Source organism: Oceanobacillus damuensis, from assembly GCF_001618145.1.
Lineage (GTDB): Bacteria > Bacillota > Bacilli > Bacillales > Amphibacillaceae > Oceanobacillus > Oceanobacillus damuensis.
Window position 1 is genome coordinate 38,235 of sequence record NZ_KV392042.1, and the last position, 17,337, is coordinate 55,571.

Annotated in this window: 12 protein-coding genes and 1 pseudogene; 10 read left to right on the forward strand and 3 right to left on the reverse strand. The window is 36.8% G+C overall.

Annotation, left to right across the window (positions count from 1 at the left end; genetic code table 11):
• The first annotated feature begins 183 nt into the window (after nt 1-183).
• The 3 genes from A4245_RS00250 to A4245_RS00260 all read left to right on the forward strand — a co-directional run bounded on the left by A4245_RS00250 (nt 184) and on the right by A4245_RS00260 (nt 2,032).
• Nucleotides 184-735: a hypothetical protein gene (locus A4245_RS00250; protein WP_067724524.1), complete on the forward strand. Its 552-nt coding sequence runs from the start codon at nt 184-186 to the stop codon at nt 733-735.
• 216 nt (nt 736-951) lie between these two features.
• Nucleotides 952-1,221, forward strand: a complete 270-nt coding sequence (locus tag A4245_RS00255; protein ID WP_067724526.1) for a hypothetical protein — start codon at nt 952-954, stop codon at nt 1,219-1,221.
• Between the two features lie 421 nt (nt 1,222-1,642).
• Entirely contained in the window at nt 1,643-2,032 is a 390-nt protein-coding gene (locus A4245_RS00260) for a cupredoxin domain-containing protein (protein ID WP_067724528.1), read from the forward strand.
• 422 nt (nt 2,033-2,454) lie between these two features.
• On the opposite strand, the gene A4245_RS00265 is transcribed toward A4245_RS00260, so the two are convergent.
• Entirely contained in the window at nt 2,455-2,997 is a 543-nt protein-coding gene (locus A4245_RS00265) for a zinc-binding dehydrogenase (RefSeq protein WP_067724530.1), read from the reverse strand.
• 369 nt (nt 2,998-3,366) lie between these two features.
• Here A4245_RS00265 and A4245_RS00270 point away from each other — a divergent pair.
• Nucleotides 3,367-3,840: pseudogene (locus A4245_RS00270) on the forward strand (ABC transporter ATP-binding protein); the annotation flags it as partial.
• 200 nt (nt 3,841-4,040) lie between these two features.
• On the opposite strand, the gene A4245_RS00275 reads toward A4245_RS00270, so the two are convergent.
• Complete coding sequence (locus tag A4245_RS00275) at nt 4,041-4,733, reverse strand: helix-turn-helix transcriptional regulator (RefSeq protein ID WP_067724531.1); 693 nt, start codon at nt 4,731-4,733, stop codon at nt 4,041-4,043.
• Between the two features lie 267 nt (nt 4,734-5,000).
• Between A4245_RS00275 and A4245_RS00280 the strand changes: the two genes are divergently transcribed.
• Complete coding sequence (locus A4245_RS00280) at nt 5,001-6,668, forward strand: GMC family oxidoreductase (protein WP_199860627.1); 1,668 nt, start codon at nt 5,001-5,003, stop codon at nt 6,666-6,668.
• A gap of 696 nt (nt 6,669-7,364) precedes the next feature.
• On the opposite strand, the gene A4245_RS00285 is transcribed toward A4245_RS00280, so the two are convergent.
• A complete protein-coding gene (locus A4245_RS00285; RefSeq protein ID WP_067724535.1) occupies nt 7,365-8,492 on the reverse strand; it encodes a trans-sulfuration enzyme family protein in 1,128 nt (375 codons plus the stop codon).
• Between the two features lie 788 nt (nt 8,493-9,280).
• Between A4245_RS00285 and A4245_RS00290 the strand changes: the two genes are divergently transcribed.
• From A4245_RS00290 to A4245_RS00310, 5 genes are all read left to right on the forward strand, one after another.
• Nucleotides 9,281-10,609: a toprim domain-containing protein gene (locus tag A4245_RS00290; protein WP_067724537.1), complete on the forward strand. Its 1,329-nt coding sequence runs from the start codon at nt 9,281-9,283 to the stop codon at nt 10,607-10,609.
• Nucleotides 10,585-12,006, forward strand: coding sequence for a hypothetical protein (locus A4245_RS00295; protein ID WP_067724539.1), 1,422 nt, complete (start codon nt 10,585-10,587; stop codon nt 12,004-12,006). Before A4245_RS00290 ends, A4245_RS00295 begins: the two co-directional genes overlap by 25 nt.
• Entirely contained in the window at nt 11,954-12,661 is a 708-nt protein-coding gene (locus A4245_RS00300) for a hypothetical protein (RefSeq protein ID WP_067724541.1), read from the forward strand. The genes A4245_RS00295 and A4245_RS00300 overlap by 53 nt, the downstream gene beginning before the upstream one ends.
• Complete coding sequence (locus tag A4245_RS00305) at nt 12,642-15,854, forward strand: AAA family ATPase (protein WP_067724543.1); 3,213 nt, start codon at nt 12,642-12,644, stop codon at nt 15,852-15,854. Before A4245_RS00300 ends, A4245_RS00305 begins: the two co-directional genes overlap by 20 nt.
• Before the next feature lie 577 nt (nt 15,855-16,431).
• Nucleotides 16,432-17,091, forward strand: a complete 660-nt coding sequence (locus tag A4245_RS00310; RefSeq protein ID WP_067724545.1) for a DUF429 domain-containing protein — start codon at nt 16,432-16,434, stop codon at nt 17,089-17,091.
• Nucleotides 17,092-17,337: the final 246 nt, after the last annotated feature.

Below are 17,337 nucleotides of genomic sequence, written 5' to 3' on the forward strand. Positions count from 1 at the left end.
GAACTTATTGTATTTATAGGAGCTATTTTTAAGATAAGATATTCAACTATCTGGTGAAAGAGTTAAACAAGGTGATCATCTAAACAACATCTTTTTTTAGGGGTGTTTTTTGAATATTATATTATGGTGAAGATGGACTTATTTAACTATCGGGGCAGGGTTGTTTAACAAGGGGGGAAATTGATGAAATCGTTGTTCAGTTATATATTTCTAATTTGTATGATGATTTTCATCGTCGGATGTAGTGATATATCGGATTATGATGACTATGATGTAGCAGCAATTGTAAGAGGCGAAGAAATAACAGTTGGGGATTTACGCTTTTTATATCCTGATGATAGAATACTTGAATATCTTGATGGTACGATAAAGGCAAAATTAGCCGAGCAAGAAGTAAAAGAATTAAACCTTGATGTGTCACAAGAGCTAAAAGAAATTCAAGATACGAAAAGTGTAATTGGTATTTATCCTTCTGAAGATGATGATACTGAATTTGCAAATGATACTCGTGAATTCGCACATGCTCAGTCTGCCAAATTTGGAATGGAACCAGAAGAATATTATGAGAAACATTACGAAAAAACACAGGAAACGAGTGTTTATGTAATAGCTTATATAGAAGAAATGTTAGGTGACCCAAAGGATATCGGAGAGGAATATTTCGAAAAAGCAAATGAGTTATTGGATAAATTAGTTGAAGAAAACGAAGATGAAGTTCAGATATTAATTAAGTAAAATAAGACTTAACCAGCTAATAGAGATGATTTTCTTATTGTGTTAACGGGTGCAAGCGTTAAACTAGACGATTATAAAACGATTATCAACGGTGTTTTTTGAATATTATGGTATTATTAAGGTTGAGTTATTGAACTACAGGTTTATGCAAGAAGGATTTCTAACATTTTGTTATGTAAATGGTTATTGATAGTAAAATTTATGGGGGGATGTTTGTTGAAATCAAACAGCATATGGTCAATAGTATTTATCATTTTCGGGTTACTTTCCTTTGGATTAAACTGGATGATAGAGGGTTATTCTGAACTTATTGTATTTGTAGGAGCTATTTTTATATTGTTAGGGGCTATATTTGGTTTTATTGCTATCTTTAAAAATGAAAAAGGAAGTATAAAATTTATATCACTTGTTTCTTTCTTTATTATTTTATTTTTAATAACTTGGTATGAACCATTTCAGGTTCTCCGTATAGTAACTTGGCTTTAAAATATTGTTTAATTATTTGGTGATTTACTTGAATAAGCAATATTAACAAAGGACCTTCAATATACATCAATCTAAAAAGCGGCTGTATGTTGAAAGGTTTTTCTTTATACAAAAATTCTACTGGCATTTTAGTGATTTAAATGCCAAATACATTGACCGCTTATCTATCATATATGTGAACAAGAAGATAAAATATGCATTGCACTAGTGTTTTATTGTTTATACTGTATTAAGGAGGATTTAGATATTATCCTACCGCTATTGCGGAGTTGTTGAATGTTAAAGCGGTGCTTCTTCCCCAAATAGCCTAACTACAGTATATTTAGTTTTTTGAATATGTAATAGTAGTTCTCACAAAATAAATTTATCATGATAATTTGTAGTAAATTGAAGATAATAGTTTAAGGAAAGGGGGGATTATATGTCTATCAAAAATTCGTTTGTAGGATTAGCTGGATTAGTTGTGATGAATATGGTTATGTCCATTCTAGAACCACTACATGTGTCTGCAACAATCGAAGTCGAAACAGAACCTCTGGAAACAGTCACAGAGATTGTGGTCGAGCTGCACGATGATTACTTTTCCCCAGATTCGATTACGATTGCTAAAGAAGAAACAACAAAGCTGCTATTGGAAAATGTAGGTCAGAAAGAACATACCTTCACCGTGGAAAAGCTCGGGATTGACGTTGAGGTAAAGCCGGGAGAGCAGAAAACAATCACCGTAAAACCGGAAGAGCCCGGTACATACGAACTTATATGTCGGTACCATGAAAAAGAAGGAATGGTTGGAGAAGTAATCGTCGAATAGAAAACAGGATCAGGTGACCCTTACTTTTTGTTGACGAGCAAAGGAAATAGTTAAAATACGTTTAAAAGTAAACGAAATAGCGATAGTCCAGCCTGAAAGCTGTTCTATCGCTATTTTATTTTATGTATTTCAACGACGCTTTTTCGATGCGGTTTTGGCCTTAATTCGGTTATTAAGATAGCAACCATAATAAAAGCTGCACCAGTAATCATACGTCCTGTACGCTCCTCATGTAAAACTAGGACGGACAATTATCATACAAAAAAAATATAATTCTAGGGAAAGGCATATGATGGACAAGGAGCCAAGTATAGAGGGGTTTAAGTTGCCCGTCTGTACACATGTATTATATTTACAATCCTCCCCTTTTGTTGACAGATTCAAAAATAAAAAACTGACTACCAAAGAGGAGGATTGTTATGTTATTTTTCTAAGTTTGCAACGAGTCTTCCAGTTACTTCGTGTCGCTCAAGCTTTAACAAACCTTCATATATTTCATCAAATGTAATTTCGGAAATCGTTGGCTCGATATCACCAGAAGCCATCAGTTTATAAACTTCCGCAATATCGTGTACGTCACCGCCAACACTACCTTTTAATGTTGCAGCTTTTAGAATAAGAGGGTCGGTATTAATCGTTGCTTCTAATTTACCCATACCTACTAAAACAACTGTGCCTCCTGGTGCAATGACATCGATTGTACCTGCTGTTGATGTACCAAATCCAGCATAGTCAACAATTAAATCTGGTGCGATATCTGCTAATTCACGTACATCTTCAAAGACTTCCTTTACACCAAGTTCTTTTGCTAGTTCACGCGCTTTTGGACTAACATCAACTGCATATATTTCGATACCTTTAACAACTGCTGCACGGGCAGCAATCTGACCAAGTCCACCGATTCCAATAACGCCAACTTTCATCCCAGGTTTAGCATTACCATAGTTAATGTCGGTCGAAATCATGATGTACGAAGCACCATTTAAAATAACTCCTTTTCTTCAATACAGAATAACAAATAATAACCATCATACATGTTAAACAATGTGTCCTATAAATAGATCAGTCCCCCAACCACGTTAAAGCGATAGTGAAATGAGGGACTGACTCATTGGGCTTTTAATCGAGAGTCAAACTATTAAGCTGAAGCTACCGTTCTTACAAAAAATTAAGGTTGTGAAATAATTAAGCTTGTATCCGTATTTTCAAACTGGCTGATAAAGGTTTTGTCTACGTGGTGATCTGTAATGATATAATCAATTTCATCCAGTGTGGCAATTCCGATGATAACGTTTTTTCCAAACTTTGAATGATCAGCTGCGACATAGACTTCAGATTATGCGCTTTTTCCACATTTAAATGCCTATGAAAATATCATATATGGCTTAAGAAATAGGAAGGAGTCGATATCAACAAATGAAGTGGAAGAATATATTGATTTCTTGGAGCTAAAGCCGCATTTAAAAAAGAGGATAGGGGAGCTATCAGGTGGACAAAAGCAACGGGTTGCCCTTGCGAGAACACTGGTTACAAAACCGAGGCTATTATTGCTGGATGAGCCGTTAAGTGCGCTGGATGGAGTGATTAAGGAATCCATTAAGGAGCGGATTAAGTTAATCGCAAAAGAGTTTAAGCTAACGACCATCATTGTCACGCATGATCCAGAGGAAGCTTTAACAATATCCGATAAAATTCTCATTATTAATGAGGGGAATATATCGCAGTTCGGAACACCATCTGAAATTATTAATCAGCCAAGTAATGAATTTGTGGAAGAATTCATTTTAAAACAGCTGCTGATTGCATAAACCGGAGGGACAGGTTCACTGATCCAATTTGAAAATATATAACAATGGACCGCGGTGCCTAGTCCCTGTGGTTCTCCCTAAATGATTATTTAAAGCTGATATGGGAATAAATATATTTTGTTATAATAGGGAGTAATCTGCTTAATATAAAACTCTAACTTTTGGGGGTCATATTGTAAACCTGCCATCTGTCCAACTGCTTAACCTATTATCCCTTTTCTTAACAGTACAGCAATTGCGTGAGTGCGATTCTGTACTGTTAATTTTTTTAGTACAGATTTTACATATTGCTGTACAGTAAGATTACTGATTCCTAGAAAGCTAGCAATTTCTTTTGTATTTTCTCCACATGAAATTCTTTGCATGACTTCGACTTCCCTTTTACTTAAACTTTCAGTGTTTCCAACCATTTCATTATTGTCGAGTAAACCCCCTGAAAATTTGGCGAAGTGAGTGATTGTATTCAGTAATTTCTTATCAAAGTTTGGTTCTCCTTCAAAATGATAACTTAAAATAAAGCCAATAATGACTTCGCCAATACAGAGGGGGACTACTAAGACTGAATTGATTGTAGAAGGAAAAATATAATCACTTGTCATAAGTTTTATTAGATCGATACCAGAATAGAATCTAGCCTTTTTTTCTTTTAGTAGCGGGATAAAACCAGGAGACGTCTTGATACTTGCTCTTTCTTCGCGGATATAAATAATACGTGATGAAGATAAACCGATTACACCTTCGCATAGGTAGCCAATAGGAGAATAACGATATAGAAAGGCATCCTCTACAGGGAAGATGTCGATATAAGTTTTTAGAATACTATATAGCTTGTCTTCTTGGTTAGAGATGTTTTTAAGGTGTGAAATTTGATTTAGAATTTCGGTTTGGTTCATACACGTACCCCCTCCATATTGGTATTATTAATATATATATTATCAAAAAATTTAAAATACTACTATTTAAGTGTCTGAAAATTACATAATACTACTATTTAGATAAAAAAGGAATCACCCAAAAAAGGGAATATACAAGGGTGCTTCTATTCCAATACAATAAGTTTATAGATGAAAAGGGAGGCAGATAACCAAAATAAAGAAAACGCTTACAATAATCCAATACAATTATTTGTAGGAAAAACATTTTCAAAGGAGGAGAAAGGTATGAGTAAATATGATTATATTATTATTGGCGCGGGATCAGCAGGTGCCCCTCTGGCAGCACGTTTAAGTGAGGATCGAGACAAGGAAGTGTTATTGATAGAAGCTGGAGACGATTATCCTGATAGTGACAAGTTTCGTGAAGACCTTTTAAATGCTAGTTTTATGGCAGGTGCTGTCCCAGGACATCCAAATAACTGGGCTTACACTGGAAATCTCACTCCAGAATTACCATACTCGGTTCCAAGAGGGAAAATTCTTGGCGGTTCATCTGCTTTAAATGGTTGTTACTTCATCCGTGGTACAAAGGCAGACTTTGATCGTTGGGAAAAAGATGGGAACACGGAATGGTCGTATGAAAAGGTTTTGCCATATTATATAAAAGCTGAAAATGATTTAAATTTTGGGGAAACGGATATCCATAGTAGTAATGGTCCTGTACCAGTTTATCGGGAAATGAAAAATCCTTATGGGATGACGAAAGCCTTTTACCAAGCTTGTAAGGAACTTGGTTTCACTTATGAAGAAGATAAGAATGCAGGAGGGGAACCTGGATATGGTCCGGTGCCTTTAAATGCAGTAGATGGGATCAGAATTAATACTGGTCTCGCGTATATTAATCCGAATCGAGATCGTGAAAATTTAACTGTCAGTGGAAAGACCTTTGTGAGAAGAGTCATTTTTAGAGAGAAGAAGGCAATTGGTGTGGAGGTCGAGAGAAATGGCGGAACGGAAATTATTCATGGAGACCAAATTGTATTATCAGCTGGGGCTTTTAATACACCTCACTTATTGATGTTATCTGGGGTTGGACCTAGGGAAGAATTGGATGCGGTTGGAATTGATGTGGTACATAATTTACCTGGTGTAGGTAAAAAGTTTTCTGACCACCCTGATATTCAAATGGGATATAAACCAAACAAAGTACCTAGCCCGGATGAGCAGCGAGATAACTTACAGTCTGCATTAAACTTCACGTCAACTGGCTCGGAACATCCAGGTGATTTGGAAATTATGCTCATGTCGTTACCACTTGGTGCCTCCATGCTCGGTGCATCCGGGTCGAAGTTTAAGGGGATTGCGGATATCGTCAAAAGACCTGGCCAAACATTAAAGTCAGTGAAAGGTATTTCTAAGAAGCGATTCCTTCAGCAAGCAATGCATCAGGGAGACATGATGATTGTTATAGGTTTGCAATACTCGAAAGGCAGAGGAAATATTACCATTACTTCAAAAGACCCTCACAAATATCCTAGAATAGATTACCATTATTTAGAGAATGAATATGATTTAAGTAGAATGAGAGAAGCCATGCGAACTGCTGTAAAAATATTAACTAGCGACGCTTATAAACCGTATTTCAAAAAATTGACTGAAATAGATGAAGCGACACTGAATGATGATGATAAATTAAATGAATGGTTACTTTCTCACCTTGCATCTGCAATTCATGCTAGTGGAAGTGCAAAAATGGGGCCAAGTAATGACCCTCAAGCAGTCGTTGACCAATATGGTAGAGTACATGGAATGGAAGGATTATGGGCTGCGGATACATCCATCTTCCCAATGGTTCCATCACGTGGCCCTGCAGCAACGGCGATAATGGTAGGAGAAAGAGTTGCAGATTTCATTAAGGCATTTTCAAAGGATAAGGAAAAAGCGAATCAATAGGATTTAAATTGTGAAGAAGATATCCATTATTTAGGATAGCTTCTTTTTTATGAAATTTGGTAGTATAGGCGGAGAAGGTGGCGCCTGTCCCCCCAGTACGTAAAAGTTAAGCGGAGGACTGACCCAAAATTCTCGTGTGAATTTTAATTGTAATTCCTTAAATAATATATGTAGTTCTTTATCCTAGTTGCATGATTGTCAAAAAATACCCTCAGTAGTTGAATACTAAAGAAGTATATCCATAATTTGGTATTTATGTCATCGAAGCTGCTTAACTTGATGGCTATGGGGAATGCCCCCATTTTTACTGTTATACAGCGATTTTTTATTACCCTTTTTTTGGTGTCGGTTTTGGATAGGTCCTGCGTGTTTAAAACGTAATTGTTAACACACTCGGGACCTACTGTATAATATTTTGTCTTTCGTTGAAAGAAACGGAGGATTTTTTTATTGTCTAGGAAATTGTAGATAACTTCTATATTAAAAAAATTATCTGAGGAACCCAGGGACAGGTAGCACGGTCAACTGTTACAAATGTTGCTTTCATAGGACGATGGTGGGTATAACTAAAGCAGTTGCAAAGTAGAGAATAGTGTCTTCGATTGCTTATCAAAAGAATAGCTTGTCTATCAAAATATAAGAAATTCAACAAGAAGTGGTCCAGGGTTCCTGTCCCCCTGGACCTTGTTGTATTAACTATCCCAGAGCTTGTATTAAATCTTCTTTCAGATCCTCTACATTTTCGATCCCAATAGATACTCGTAATAGATTAGCTGGGGCCATCGTATTGCTTCCTTCAACTGAAGAACGGTGCTCAATTAAGCTGTGTGTACCACCTAAACTTGTAGCACGTGTGAATAACCGCAGCTTTGCTGTAACAGCTATTGCCTCACGCTCTCCACCTTTCACCTGAAATGACAACATACCACCGAATGAGCTCATCTGCCGTGCTGCAATTTGATGTCCAGGATGACTAGCAAGACCGGGGTAATGAACAGCTACAACATTCGGATGCTGATCTAAAAACCTTGCAATTTCCGATGCATTTGAACAATGAACCATCAGACGGGGGGCTAATGATTGCACGCCGCGTAATGCAAGCCAACAGTCGAAAGGAGAAGGTACAGCACCTTTTGCATGTTGCCAAGCACGAAGATTGGAGAGCATTGGACTATCTGATTTTGCGACAACAGCGCCTATCATTAAGTCACTATGACCTCCTATATATTTCGTCACAGAATGAAGCGAAAAATCCACACCAAGAGTTAGGGGACGTTGCAGAGCTGGAGTTGGCCATGTATTATCAACCACAGTGTAAGCTCCCGCCTGCTGTGCTATTTTGGTAACAGCTTCAATATCGGTCACCTTCACTAGTGGATTAGAAGGCGTCTCCATCCAAACCAGACCGGTTGGTGCATGTTTTATGACTTTCTCAACTTCCTGAAGATCTGTCATGTCAACCATCACTATATCAAACTTTGAACCAATATCCGTATCCGTAAGAAGGGAACGAATACCAAAATACATATCGTCTGGCATAATAACTCTACGTGGTTTATCTGAAGGCAATGCCTCGATTAATGAAGTGATTGCAGCCATCCCTGAGGCGAATGTGACGCAATCGTGACCATTCTCGAGCGATGTAAGGCAATCCTCCAGTTCACGGCGATTCGGATTATCTCCACGGCTATACATGAATTCGTTTGTATAAGACCCATCTATATTCCTTTCGTATGTAGTAGAGAGATGGATTGGCGTAGTCACTGCACCAGTTAATTTATCAACCTGGCGCCCAGAGTGAATAGCCTTCGTTTCAAATCGCATAAATTTTCCTCACTTTCAAATATTATTATCATGTGCTTTTTAATATTAATGTGCCATGTAATATATTGTATCATCACTCCCTATTTAATTGAATGTTTAATTATTGCTCTTATAAAATAGCAATACGATATCTGACTTTTAAAAAGATATAATTTGGAGTAGACCGGAGGGACAGGTTCACTGGTCCAATTTGCAAAAATATATAACAATGGACCGCATTGCCTAGTCCCTGTGGTTCTCCCTAAATTGATTATTAGAGCTGATATGGGAATTAACATATTTTGTTATAATAGGGAGTAATCTGCTTAATATAAAACTCTAACTTTGGGGTGCACTACAAACCTGTCCCTGTGGATCACGTATTAAGCCTGTAATTAAAATACTTGAGAATGACACTCTTATACAAAATGCCAACCATAATTCAATTAGTGAAATGCTTAATCAAGCAGCAAAAAATTATCAAGTTTGTGTATGAGATGGAGTATGGTCCACCAGTATCTAATCTAAGCACAACCTGTAAAGGATGTCATACCCCTGTATTAAAATAGGTACCTGCTACTATAAATGGGAACTGTCCACGAAGAGTAGCAGGTACCTTTTCACTTAAGAAAAAACTTTTTCATACCAACTCCAAAAAGATTTGAACTAAACGTTGTCATATCACAAAAAGCAACTGCAATTTGACGACTTACCTTCATCAATAACTTCCTCGTATTTCCTGTCCTATCCAATCGTACTACCACCTAGCCCTATGGTAAAATAGAAGAATCATAGAGGAGGTTTGTACCTTGGTTTCTGGAGAGTTACAGGATTATTTGCAGCACCACATCGTATTAAAAAATGAAAGTGTACATGTCAGTGATGCTTATGAGCAGAATGACATTATCCATATACCAGTAATTAAGCGAACTGCACGCACAAGAAGGATTGTTGCAAGGCTAATGCTAGGAACTACTACGGATCCGGATCCACAAGATTTAGATACAATTCCGACTAAACTAACTCACGGTTTCAATAGTCCAAAAACGAAGAAGCAGATTGATCTTTCTGATGAAACTTATGAATGGATTCGTTATGGTTGGGTCATTCGTGAAATTCGTTTAGAAAAAGATGAAAGAACTGTGAAAGCAGAACGCTATCGAATGGGTTTCGTTCTTTATCAGCTAAGCTTAAGGATACAAGCAGAAGCAGAAGATGAGAATAGAAATTTAATTAGTGATTGGAAAAAGCGATGGGATATTGCAAAACAGGGCACTGTTTTACGTATTGAACAAGAAGAGCGTGTGGATGTTGTTTCTCTGTTAGCAAACCAACTAGATGAAGTTGCAATGGAGGCAGATAAGGTCTTGGCTGGAGATGCTAAATTAATTGAGAGTATTCATCCGTCCTGGCGTTTGAGGAAACAAGTAATATTCCTCCATTTTTTGATTGCTTTATACCAACTAGCATGCACAGAAAAATATTTTGATTGGAAGCAAATAGGTGCTACCTATTACCGGACAATAGGTGGGTCAAAAAAGTTTGATGCATATAAAAAAGAGTTTATTGAAGAAACAGAAAGCCAGCTTCATCGTCCAATACAGTTGTTAGGTCTAGCAAGTATGGGGACAATTACACCATTGTTTTTTACTGGGCCAATGAAAGGGAACTATGTGGAGTATAGTTATGGCACAGTTCATGCAACGACAGATCTAGCTGTTTTTTCGGAGACGTTTAATACGAAAGCAGACGTATTGTGGTTGGTTGAAAACAGAGGTGTGTTAACACGTATGGCTTACGAGGAAGAATTTTTGAGAGATTCGAAAAGCTATGTATTAGGTGTGGATGGACAAGTCAGGTCTGCACATAGACAACTAATTTCGCAACTAGTAACCTGTGTCAGTCAAGTTATTATTTGGACGGATGTTGATGAAGCAGGTCATTTGATTGCCGAGCAATTATATAAGTTAACACAAGATGAACATGTCCTAACAAAGTGGATTGTACCACCATTAACCGTGGAAACAGAATGGGAAACTTTTGCAAGCAAATACCAACAATCGATACAAATGAGTAAAGAAGAGCAGGAACAAGAAATTGGAGGAGTAGAGCTGTGGAAAAAGTGGATCAATCATTAATTTCGATCTTTGACGTTACAGATGATAAACCTGAGCTACTACAATCGATGCGTGATATTGCACAACTTTCGGGTGTGTTAACGGAATTAAGTGATAAGGAGTATTTTCAGTCACCAATCCACGTACTACGTTTCCTCCGAGTGTTAAATATTATTAATCAAGAAGCACTCGGTATCGCAGAGCCGATTGAAAGCGAGGAAACATTATTCTATCGCTATCGCAATGTATATGGCTATGATGAAGCAATGACGCAAAGTTATATGAAACACCTTGTGTTCGTTTTGGGAAAATTCAATTGGGTAGCAAAAACAGCAAAACGAATTAAAATGCGTGATGTAGGAAAAAGAATGATGGATGTACTGATTCGTTTAGCTAATGATTCTCTTGCGTATTATCTTAATGATGATGTGGCAAGGTCACTCTTTCAAGCAAAAAGAGATGCAGAACTAAGTGAAGCATATGATGATAAAGGGATTTCTGGTGGGAATAAGCTTGCTAGTATGATTAAAAATGTGGAAGAAGCTGTATTGCTTCTCCGTGAAAGGGAACTTGAGTATTTAGCAGACCGAAATGCATTAACACAAGTAGAAGTGATTCATCATCTAATGACAGAGCTAGAAGGTAAGATGGCAGAACGAATGGACAAATTTGAAACAATTGATCAAGAGCTTGTGTTTTCAGATATTAAACAACGTGGTACGGCGGCGATTAGTGATGGGACAAAAATCAGCCTTGGGACAATTAATAAAATTCTAAAGTTTGCCCACCTACAAGAAACAGATTCTAACCATAGAATCCAGCCGGAAGCGTTTCGCACATTTATCGTAAAATCGTTTAATCCGCCCCTTGGTTCTGAAATACCGAATGCACATCAAATACTAAGTTTCATGGAACAAGGACAATACGAGGACGAAGAAATAGATGGTCTTTGGGCGCCGGTGAAATTTGCTAGCCCGCTATCACCGATGGCTATTGATGAAGGAATTAACTATATCGAAAACTATGATCCTATTACAGAAGAGATAGAAGAAATAGTGGAAGAAGAATTTCCAGACACAGAAGAAATAATGGAAGATCAGTTGGATGAAATAATGGGTGATTCGAAATGGCAAATGACAAAACAGATGATACACACAGAGCGTATTGAAGCATATCTGGAGGAAGTAGAAGAAGCAGGCCTTGACGAGCTTATTATTCGGTCTGGGTCATCCAAATGGAGTGATGTACTCAACGGATTAATTGGTGTTTCAGCGTTAGTCGCTAATAAAAAAGCTGACATTGATGAACATGCAAGAAAGAGACTGTACGATAACAAAGATCAACGTGACTGGAGGTGGAGTGAAGATGAACAAGGAACATACGGAATTAGAAAACGAGGAAGAAAACATGAACGTTAATCCATTAGCAACCCTACAATCGATAAAAGGCTTTTTAACTACAGAGGAAGAGCTTGCATTTATGCAAATCCTTTTTTCATCGTCTGGTACAATTCGAAGTGGGAATTTTGGACTTTCACGTAAGGAAGTAGAAAAAATAATTGGAATTACAGATGATGAACAAGCATTCTTTTCTTTTCTCAAGCGAGTAAACCAAGCAGTTAGTCGTTATATGAAAGTGATTTATGATGAGCGAAGGAATCAAGTGGTAGCACTCATGCGCGTGCCTGCCAAACAAGCGAAAACACTATTAAATAAAGAAAGTTTAGCTATTCTCATGTTTATTTTTTATCACCAAGAAGTACTGCAGAATGAATATACACTCTTTTCCCAATTGATTAATAGTTTCGGCCACGAATCATTGCAGGTAACACGAAAAATTCAAGCGAATTTGGACCCGTTGAAAAAGATTGGGGCAATTGAAGTATATGATACGAATTCAGAGGAAGAAGCCTATCAACTTACATCTATTGGTGCTAATTTATTTTCGGATTCATTTTTACGAAGATACACCGAGTTTAGTCAATCGAATCAGTTGCACATGGATGATGTCTTACGGTTCTTTAAACGCTACAACATGAATGGAGGCACAAGTAATGATTCCATGGAGACTTAAATTTTCAGGCATACGGGATTATACGTCGATAGTTATGGATTTCTCTGATAAAGATGACCATATTTTAATATCTGGACCAAATGGTGCTGGAAAATCAACGGTTACGTTTTGTATGGGTGGCGTTCTTTATTCAAGTAAAGTTGACCTTGAAGGGTTAAAGTCAAACAATCTTCCAACAGACCAAACGTGGCGAGCAAAAATTGAGTTGCTTTTTAAAAATGACGGAAAGATCAAGGTTGATGCGCCACAGTTTGTTCAGTTTCGATTAGACATTGAACAGAAGCCGGGTGATCCAGTTAAAAAAGAATTTTATATTCAAGAGGGAGAGGTCATTGACGAATGGGAACGGGAAACGAAATATTCTTCTGGAGATCGGAGCTTTAACTTTACTGAATATAAAAACCAGATTCTCTATAAATATGCTGTTGACCCGGATGAATTTTATTTGATTTGGTATCAAAAAGAGGTAAACCAGTTTGCAGTGATGCATCCAGAAGAACGTTTCCGTATATTCAGTGAAATGAATGGTATTGATAAAATCCAGAAAAGCTGGGAAGAAAGTAAAGAACTCGTAAAAGAAACGGAGCAGACCTTGCAGGAAGCGGAGAGTAAACAAGGCCTTAACAAACTCCAGTTAAATCAAAAGAAAACGGAATTAGACAGGTATTATAGTCGAAATAAACGATTAGAAGAAGGGTTTAAGCAGTATATTTCAGCTCTTAAATGGTTGGAAAAGCATCATTTTAATCAACTGGATACTTTAAGAGGTCAAATAGAAACACTAAAATCAGACAAAGAAGAGAAAATTACAGAGAAGCAGCAAGATATAATTCTACAAGCAGACCAGAGAGAAGAACATGAACAGTTTCAGGTAGCAATCATTCAAATGGAATCCGGTGAACTCGAGTTGGACAATGAGTTAACGCGTTTGCAGAAGGAGATAACCAATCATAAAGACAAAGTGGAGGCTATCTCAAAGGAAATCGAGGAAATTACGAAGAGAGTAGAACGGATTGGCATGACTGAAGAAGAAGTAAATGAAACTTTGGTTAATGCGGAGGAAAAATATGTTTCTATTGATGCTTCAATGAAAGAAAAGCAACAGTTGTTGGAAAGCAATAAACAAATATTAGATGAAATAACCCCGCAAATTGCTGTACTAAAAGTGAAGATTGACCAAGACAGTTCTAGGGAACAAGAAGTGCGTAAACTTATTGATGCATATAACAGTAGTCAAGCTGTGCAAAAAGAAATGGAGTTAAATGAGCAACGACTAGAAGATGCAAAAGATGAAAAAGGAAATCTTGTTATTAAAAAGGGAAGTTTAGAAAAAGAACTAGAAAATCTTAGAAACAATCGCGTTTACAGTCCTCGTCAGGAAGTGGCTATCCAGTACTTCCAAAAGCGAAACATAGAAGTATATCCTTTGCGTGAGCTTGTTGAACTAGATGAAACAGCTAAGCAAAATGACGAAGATTTGTTTGATACGATAAAGTATACGTTGTTTGTGAACAAAAAAGATTTCCTTGCACCAAATGATTTATACCATGTTCCATTGCCAAATATTGTTCCAGAAAAAACAATTACACACCTTCCGGGTAAACATTTAAAGATAAAAGAATTAAGCAATAATCTTTATCCACTTGCGGTAAAAGCATTGTGGTGGGTTAAGAGCTTTTTAGAAAATGAAAAACCACAGATTCAAAATGGTGTGCTTATCGATGCAAGAGGGATAAGAGGTCCCCAAGAGGAAAAGCGTATCATTCTAAGTGAAAAAGTTTTAAAAAATTATCAAGTACAAGTAGAAGATGAGCTTGAACGGGTTGGCAATGAAATTAGCAATCTATCAAATGAAATAGGTGAATTTACACGTAGAAATAGTACGTTGTTTCGCAGACAAGAGGCTTTAAAAGATGCGGAAGCCTTTTTGATAAAAGAAAATGAACGAGAGTGGCGAAAGAGTAAGCATGACAATCTAAGTAATGAAAAACGTGAACTCGAGAAAAATAGGGACGAGATTCAGGTAGACTGGAATCGGCTCAATGAAGAACGTGCTGACTGGAAGCAAAAGGTAGAAACTTTTAGAAACTATCAAGAAACTTTTATTCAGTATGAAAAAGAGAAGGAAAAAATCACAGAAGTAAGCCGATTGAAGCAATATTTAACCGAGTTAGAAGAAGAGAAAAAGAATAAAAATTCACAGTTAGAACGACTTGGTTCGCTCTTGGATGAGAAGCGACGTGAAGAAAAGAAATTAAATCGAGATATAGAGGACTTGGACGATACCCTCCTATACAAAGACCGAGAAATTGAGTCAATAGAAAGGCAAATCAAAAATCGGTCTGAAGAATATTTAACGAATGAAGAGAAATATTCATCCATCAATCATGACACCCAAAGATTATTAGACTCTGTAAAACAGGAGTTAAAAGATTTTGCATTAGAGCTTACAGAACTACCAAATGTCACTAAACCTGAGGCAGAAGACATGCGAGAAAGTGGAAAAATTCAATATACTCATGCAGCAAATGAAACAGGGATTGATGAAGCTGCTCCAGAAAATTATCAAAAAATGAAAGAAGAGTATGATCGCTCCGCAACAGAAGTGAAGAAATCCAAACTATTGTTGGAGGAATATACAGAGCGAATGGAACGTCTAAAAGAAGATTTAGAAAGCACAATTAATAGTAAAGTTATTGGTGTTAATCAAAAGTTTGTCCATTATATGTCTCTGTTTGGCTTTCAAGGGGAGATAGATTGGGATATGCGAATAGACCGCCGTAATCAAATTCACTATGCCTTATACATTAAAGCACGTAAGGAAGGACATCGAGGAAAATTAGAGGATGTAAGTGTTAAAGCAAGAGGAGGTAAAGTAGGAAAAGGAGTATCTGGTGGGGAAGAATCCCTTAGTTCCTTACTGTTTGCTTTGGCATTATTACAAACGATTCAAGCATCACCTGGTTATATCGTACTCGACGAGTTTGATAGTGCACTCGATGAAGGACGTAAAGATAAAGTGTTTGAGTTATATGAACACGAACTAAAGCGGAAAATGATAATCTTAACTCCTAAGTCTCATGAAGCAGAGTACCTATATCGTTTTTCTAAAGCATATGTCGTTCATCACAATCCAAATATTCCGCAGAGTAAGATTTTTAAGGTAAAAAGAAATGAAGCACCGTTAAAATGAATTACAGCAAATGACTTTAACTCATGGGTCAGACCCTCGATATGGACAAATGTTCAGGAGGAGGGTTAGACCCATTTTTATAATTTCAATTTTATTCCATGTGAATGAACACTATTGTGGTAATTTTATACCTAATGAGTTAGTATAAGCCAAAAACATTACATGGTTTAGAGAACGTATGGAAAAGTATATGAAGCTAATCAATGTGTGTATAACGTAGAATACGGTCCACCGGTCCCAACACCAAACACAAAAATAATTAAATATTATTATCGTGAAAAAAGACAGGATGAACAATCTTCTGTCTTTTTTTAGCTTAGATATGAGGTGGTAATTTTAATTATATGCCTTAATCTAATGAGATAATTATAACATTAGCCTTAAAATTCATATATTATAGACAGAAATGATATTATTGTCACATTGACCCTGTATTAAAAAAGAAGACAAGGCATAAAAAATTTATAAAGTATTTGTTGTTTGCTAAAATTGAAGATTTAATTCAGAACCAGCATCCTGAATGTATCGAAAAAACTTGCTAGAAATAGGCTGTTTCATAAAAAGAAAGAAGGATTGGATGAGAGTCATAGGAATTGATTTATCGGGACCGAGTAACCACAAAGATACGGTACTTGCTGTATTCGAAGTACAAAAAAGTAAATTGCGATTTGTTAAAAGTATGAGCAATATGAGTGATGAAGATATTTTAAAAGAGGTTTCAGTACAATCTCAAATAGATGAAGTCGTAATCGGCATTGACGCTCCTTTGTCTTATGAGGATGGAGGAGGAGACAGGCAATCGGATCGTGCATTGAGAAAGTTTATTGTCAAAATCGGAATGAAATCCGGATCCATCATGCCTCCCACTTTAAATCGAATGGTATATTTAACATTGAGAGGGATTAAACTCAGCAGAGAAATCACAGCACAAGCATCGTTACACCCAATTTCCATCGTGGAAGTGCATCCTGGCGCAGTGATTGGTTCAAGATTGTCTTCAATAGAAATGAATTATGTTTTAGCATATAAACAAGACTTGGAAGTGAGAAAGGTTCTTCTAACTTGGCTAGAACAAAAACAGCTTATCGGAATTCCAGAAACAGTTGCTAATCAAAGCCATTCGATTGATGCCTGTGCAGCGGCCTTAGGTGCCTGGCATTGGCGGGACGCCGCATTTACACCGAAATGGTTATTTCCGGCTGAACCGCCTTTGCATCCTTATGATTATTGCTGCTAATCGGGGAAAATGAGTTAAAAAATTATAAAGCTATTAAGCAGTATGTACTATGGCTTTTTGTTTGGAATAATTTGGCATCTATTAAACGAAAATAGGTGTTTTGATTTATTGAAACTGGATCTAGTAGTCCACCAGTAATCCCGTTGGAAAACACATGCCATACGATTAGTATTTTTAGTTGTTGAAAGCGGTTTTTTCATTAGAATATCCCCAATACTAATCAATTTGAGATCAATGATAATAGAC